The 3,243-nt window shown below is 56.8% G+C and carries 1 rRNA gene; it reads right to left on the bottom strand.

The window, feature by feature from the left end:
• Positions 1 to 21: 21 nt before the first annotated feature.
• Positions 22 to 3,141: ribosomal RNA gene (locus ACZ4U4_RS30955) — 23S ribosomal RNA — on the bottom strand.
• Positions 3,142 to 3,243: the final 102 nt, after the last annotated feature.

Below are 3,243 nucleotides of genomic sequence, written 5' to 3'. Positions count from 1 at the left end.
ACACAGTGGACGCGAGCAACTGAGGACAAGCCCTCGGCCTATTAGTACCAGTCAACTCCACACCTTACGGCGCTTCCATATCTGGCCTATCAACCCAGTCGTCTACTGGGAGCCTTACCCCATCAAGTGGGAGGGAGCCCTCATCTCGAAGCAGGCTTCCCGCTTAGATGCTTTCAGCGGTTATCCTTTCCGAACGTAGCCAACCAGCCATGCCCTTGGCAGAACAACTGGCACACCAGAGGTTCGTCCGTCCCGGTCCTCTCGTACTAGGGACAGCCCTTCTCAAGACTCCTACGCGCACAGCGGATAGGGACCGAACTGTCTCACGACGTTCTAAACCCAGCTCGCGTACCGCTTTAATGGGCGAACAGCCCAACCCTTGGGACCGACTCCAGCCCCAGGATGCGACGAGCCGACATCGAGGTGCCAAACCATCCCGTCGATATGGACTCTTGGGGAAGATCAGCCTGTTATCCCCGGGGTACCTTTTATCCGTTGAGCGACGGCGCTTCCACAAGCCACCGCCGGATCACTAGTCCCTACTTTCGTACCTGCTCGACCCGTCAGTCTCACAGTCAAGCTCCCTTGTGCACTTACACTCAACACCTGATTGCCAACCAGGCTGAGGGAACCTTTGGGCGCCTCCGTTACCCTTTAGGAGGCAACCGCCCCAGTTAAACTACCCACCAGACACTGTCCCTGATCCGGATCACGGACCCAGGTTAGACATCCAGCACGACCAGAGTGGTATTTCAACAACGACTCCACAACCACTGGCGTGGCCGCTTCACAGTCTCCCACCTATCCTACACAAGCCGAACCGAACACCAATATCAAGCTATAGTAAAGGTCCCGGGGTCTTTCCGTCCTGCTGCGCGAAACGAGCATCTTTACTCGTAGTGCAATTTCACCGGGCCTATGGTTGAGACAGTCGAGAAGTCGTTACGCCATTCGTGCAGGTCGGAACTTACCCGACAAGGAATTTCGCTACCTTAGGATGGTTATAGTTACCACCGCCGTTTACTGGCGCTTAAGTTCTCAGCTTCGCCACACCGAAATGTGACTAACCGGTCCCCTTAACGTTCCAGCACCGGGCAGGCGTCAGTCCGTATACATCGCCTTACGGCTTCGCACGGACCTGTGTTTTTAGTAAACAGTCGCTTCTCGCTGGTCTCTGCGGCCACCACCAGCTCAGGAAGCAAGTTCCCTCACCAGCAATGGCCCCCCTTCTCCCGAAGTTACGGGGGCATTTTGCCGAGTTCCTTAACCATAGTTCACCCGAACGCCTCGGTATTCTCTACCTGACCACCTGAGTCGGTTTAGGGTACGGGCCGCCATGAAACTCGCTAGAGGCTTTTCTCGACAGCATAGGATCATCCACTTCACCACAATCGGCTCGGCATCAGGTCTCACCCACATGTCATCCGGATTTACCTGGATAACGGGCTACACCCTTACCCCGGGACAACCACCGCCCGGGCTGGACTACCTTCCTGCGTCACCCCATCACTCACCTACTACCACCTTGGTTCAGCGGCTCCACCACTCCCCTCAACTCCGAAGAGATCAGGGCGGCTTCACGGCCTTAGCATCAGAGGGCTCGATGTTTGGCGCTTCAAAGCGGGTACCGGAATATCAACCGGTTGTCCATCGACTACGCCTGTCGGCCTCGCCTTAGGTCCCGACTTACCCTGGGCAGATCAGCTTGACCCAGGAACCCTTAGTCAATCGGCGCACACGTTTCCCACGTGTGTATCGCTACTCATGCCTGCATTCTCACTCGTGAACCGTCCACAACTCGCTTCCACGGCTGCTTCACCCGGCACACGACGCTCCCCTACCCATCACAGCCCCCGTTAGGAGTATTGCTGCAATGACATGACTTCGGCGGTGTGCTTGAGCCCCGCTACATTGTCGGCGCGGAATCACTTGACCAGTGAGCTATTACGCACTCTTTCAAGGATGGCTGCTTCTAAGCCAACCTCCTGGTTGTCTCTGCGACTCCACATCCTTTCCCACTTAGCACACGCTTAGGGGCCTTAGTCGATGCTCTGGGCTGTTTCCCTCTCGACCATGGAGCTTATCCCCCACAGTCTCACTGCCGCGCTCTCACTTACCGGCATTCGGAGTTTGGCTAAGGTCAGTAACCCGGTAGGGCCCATCGCCTATCCAGTGCTCTACCTCCGGCAAGAAACACACGACGCTGCACCTAAATGCATTTCGGGGAGAACCAGCTATCACGGAGTTTGATTGGCCTTTCACCCCTAACCACAGGTCATCCCCCAGGTTTTCAACCCTGGTGGGTTCGGTCCTCCACGAAGTCTTACCTCCGCTTCAACCTGCCCATGGCTAGATCACTCCGCTTCGGGTCTTGAGCATGCTACTAAACGCCCTCTTCGGACTCGCTTTCGCTACGGCTCCCCCACACGGGTTAACCTCGCAACATACCGCAAACTCGCAGGCTCATTCTTCAAAAGGCACGCAGTCACGACATGCAAGCAAGCTTGCATGCGACGCTCCCACGGCTTGTAGGCACACGGTTTCAGGTACTATTTCACTCCGCTCCCGCGGTACTTTTCACCATTCCCTCACGGTACTATCCGCTATCGGTCACCAGGGAATATTTAGGCTTAACGGGTGGTCCCGCCAGATTCACACGGGATTTCTCGGGCCCCGTGCTACTTGGGTGTCTCTCAAACGAGCCGTCAATGTTTCAGCTACGGGGGTCTTACCCTCTACGCCGGACCTTTCGCATGTCCTTCGCCTACATCAACGGTTTCTGACTCGCCCTACGGCCGGCAGACCGTAGAAGAGAGATCCCACAACCCCAACCACGCAACCCCTGCCGGGTATCACACGTGACTGGTTTGGCCTCATCCAGTTTCGCTCGCCACTACTCCCGGAATCACGGTTGTTTTCTCTTCCTGCGGGTACTGAGATGTTTCACTTCCCCGCGTTCCCTCCACACTGCCTATGTGTTCAGCAGCGGGTGACAGCCCATGACGACTGCCGGGTTTCCCCATTCGGACACCCCCGGATCAAAGCTCGGTTGACAGCTCCCCGGGGCCTATCGTGGCCTCCCACGTCCTTCATCGGTTCCTGGTGCCAAGGCATCCACCGTGCGCCCTTAAAAACTTGGCCACAGATGCTCGCGTCCACTGTGCAGTTCTCAAGCAACGACCAGCCACCCACCACCCCAACCCGAAGGCTGAGTTCACTGGGGCCGGCATCGCGAAGGTAGTA

The sequence above is a fragment of the Streptomyces sp. NPDC029159 genome (assembly GCF_055564055.1).
The sequence above is the reverse complement of the archived record's forward strand: the minus strand, read 5'-3'. Positions and strand labels throughout refer to the sequence as shown.